Origin of the sequence: Acrocarpospora macrocephala (assembly GCF_009687865.1) — a bacterium.
GTDB classification, from domain to species: Bacteria; Actinomycetota; Actinomycetes; order Streptosporangiales; family Streptosporangiaceae; genus Acrocarpospora; species Acrocarpospora macrocephala.
In genome coordinates, this window is sequence record NZ_BLAE01000150.1 from 1 (window position 1) to 3149 (window position 3149).

Genomic DNA, 3149 nt, shown 5'->3' on the forward strand with positions numbered 1-3149 from the left:
AGCGCCTCCCCAGCAGAAATCCTCAAGGCCGGGCGATACCTGCGTGAACTGCTGGACCCGGGCACCCTGGACGATGACGCCGAAACCGACTACGCCACCCGTTCCCTGCTGGTCCGCCCGTCCAGTACCGGCGGCGTGGAAGGGGAGTTCCGGCTGCCCCGGGAGGCCGGCGCCCGCCTGCGCGAGTTCCTGGCCGCCTACGCCCGACCGAAAGGCAAAGACGACGACCGCCCGCTCCGGGTCCGCCAGGCCGACGCGCTGTCAGCGCTGTTGAGTAAAAAGGTCACCACCGAACTGCTGGTCCTGGTCCGCGCCGAGTCCCTGCCCAGCGACCACCCCACCACCGACCACCCCGCACATGACACCGACTCCACCCATGCGGCCTCCACTGTGGCGTCCACTGTGGCGTCCGGCACGCCCGCCACGGGGGCGCCGCACTCGCAGAACACATCCGGACGCGCCGACACAGCCGCGGCCGACACCACCGACTCCGACTCCGACTCCGCCCATGCTGGCACCGCTGAGTCCGACATAGCCGCGGCCGACACCACCGACTCCGACTCCGCTGACCCCGGCACCGCTGGCTCCAGCGATGCCCGGCCCGGGGCACCTCAGGCCGGTGACGGCTCGACCTGCTGCGCGGGTGGCCCCTGCCACACGGGAGACACGGGTTCAGCCGGAGCAAGTGCCGGCAGCACGGATGCCGGCGGCGTCGGTCCTGGCAGCGCAAGTCCTGGCAGCACGGATGCCGGCAGCGCAAGTCCTGGCAGCGCGAGTCCTGGTAGCACGGATGCCGGCAGCGCGGGCGCGGGTGAAGGGCCGGTGGAGGATGCGTGCGGGACCTGTGGGCACGCGCCGGACCGGCTCGCGCCCGGGCTGCTGATCGCCACCGGGCAGCTACTGCCCGTCTCCGACGTCCACCGACTCGCCCGCACCTCACGACTGGTCCGTATGGTCGTCAACGCGAAAGGGCGCGTCCTGGACATGGGCCGTGCCGTTCGCCTGGCCACCCCCGCGCAGCGGCAGGCCATCCTGGCCCGCTACGCCACCTGCTACCGCGAAGGCTGCCCCATCCCCGCCGACATGGCCGAAATCGACCACGTCCAAGGCTGGGCCGAGGGTGGCACCACCGACCTGGACCTCCTCGCCCCCGCCTGCACCTGGCACAACCGCGACAAAGCAACCCACCCCGACCGCTACCGCACCCGCCGCAACCACGACGGCACCTGGACCCTCCTCTACCACGGCAAAAGGAACCGCTTCGCCGGACGGTTCCGGCGCTGAACCGAACCGGCACGAGCGCGCCACCCGCCCCAAGCCGGGAACCGTCCATGCCGACTCTCAGTGACGGCTCCCTGCTTGGTCCGCTCCGGCTTTGTCGGGGTCCTGCGGCGTTGACAGTGCGGATGCCCGCCTGCCGATCTGCGGGAGATCGCGGCGCTAGATTGCCATGACTTCCTCGTTGCCGCCCCTCGTTACCGCCCCTGGCCACCTTCCCAAGGGACAGAGGCGCCATCACAACCGAGGGCGCGGTAGCGCTGTCGTAGCCGACCGACCTCGTCTGCGAACTCGACCGGAGCCGGCTGGGTTGTCAGCTTCGTGGGCGGCGGCCGCGAATTACCTCGGCGACGTCGTCGAACTCGGGGAGTCCGCCCGCTGGACCGGAGACCGCGGCTACCGTGCTGGAGTGGGGCGGCTTGATCGGGAGATTGGATCGCCAGCCGATGAAGTCCGTGATCGTGCTTCCTTCCGCGCGCTCCCGCGAGGAGTAGTAGCCCTGATAGTAGGTGTCCCACATGATGGAGAAACGCAGCGGCGTTCCAGACTTGTCCGTCAACAGGTCCCACCAGACCAGGGCCGGCCCATAGGACTCGTCCGGTTCGGTCTGGGCGAGCGCCTGGAATGTCGGCGATACGGCGTAGAGGTCGGAGAAGGTTAGCTTGCCCCTATAAATGTAGACGTCCTTGTGGACACGCCCCGTCGGATCATTGAAGACGGGTCCGGCGACGAATTTCTTCTGATAGGTGTCGGACAGCAACCGCTGGAGCGTCTTCGGCTCGAATATGTTGATGATCTGATCGGTGAAGGCGCCGCCGCTGAATGTCTTGCCGCGATAGGCCCACGTTTTCCCCTTCGGCAGTGCCGGGGCATACAGTTTGCCCGCTGTGTAGAGGCGGCCGTTCACCGCTGCGGAACGGTGGATGCCGGTCTGCGCGAGCAGGCTCTTGGCCTGCAGGTCGCCACCTGCCGCGTCCTGCTTGGCGATGGCGAGCGTGCCCGGCCGTTTGAACATGACACGCCGGGTCAAATTGGAGGCGGCAACACCACTTTTCCCGAGCTTCAGCCAGCCTTTTCGTTCGAAGTGATAGTCGAGGAGGCTAGCCATGTTGTTCACGGTGCGCCCCCGACCGCCCAGCATCACCGTGCCCCATTCAATGACTTTCGCCGTACGCCCCTGGGCCATCAACCGCTTCACCGCCGCGACGGGGTTCGGGGCGGCCTCAGCGGGAGACGGGACCAAGACAACACAGGCAATAACGGCGACGCCGACTCCGGCGGTCAAAGGTTTCACGAGCACGGATTCTCGCACGACTCGGCTCCCCGGCGATCACCAAGATGGTCGATCGTAAATATTCAGGCTTGGCACGTAGTGTGATGACGGCGCCCTCCCATCCTGTTTGATGTGACGGTCTGTGAAGTTGATCAGTGCGGGCGGATCTGGTGGGATCATCGAGTGTCCGCCCTGGAGGAGATGTCCCGCGATGAGCTGATCGTGCTCGCGCGCGCTCAGCAGGGGCAGATCACGCGGCTGGCCGAGCAGGTGTCGCGGGTCGCGGAACTGGAAGAACAGAGCGCCGAGCTGGCGGCCATGAACACCGAGCTGGCTGAGCGCCTGGCGCGGTTGGAGCGGCTGATCTCGCGTAACAGCGGGAACTCGGGGATGCCGCCCTCCAGCGATGATCAGCCGGGTAAGCCGCCGCCGAAGGACAAACGGGCAGGCCAGAAGATGGGCGGTAAGCGCAAGCCCGGGAAGCAGCCCGGTGCCGAGGGCCGGTATCTGGCCTGGCGCGCCGATCCCGGCGAGGTCGTGCCGCACTTCCCGTACGGGACGTGCGTGTGTGGCGATGACCTGGCAGACGGCCGGGACC

The 3149-nt window shown here is 67.7% G+C and carries 3 protein-coding genes; 2 read left to right on the top strand and 1 reads right to left on the bottom strand.

Going from position 1 to position 3149, the window contains the following annotated elements; genetic code table 11:
* Positions 1-1284 (top strand): DUF222 domain-containing protein (locus tag Amac_RS53355; RefSeq protein ID WP_155362073.1); only part of this gene is annotated, 1284 nt, incomplete at its 5' end.
* 307 nt (positions 1285-1591) lie between these two features.
* Here the strand turns inward: Amac_RS53355 and Amac_RS53360 are convergent.
* Positions 1592-2590 (bottom strand): hypothetical protein, encoded by a 999-nt coding sequence (locus Amac_RS53360; RefSeq protein WP_155362074.1) that lies wholly within the window; start codon positions 2588-2590, stop codon positions 1592-1594.
* A gap of 144 nt (positions 2591-2734) precedes the next feature.
* On the opposite strand from Amac_RS53360, the gene Amac_RS53365 reads away from it, so the two are divergent.
* On the top strand, positions 2735-3149 hold a 415-nt coding region (locus Amac_RS53365), incomplete at its 3' end, for a DUF6444 domain-containing protein (RefSeq protein WP_246269277.1).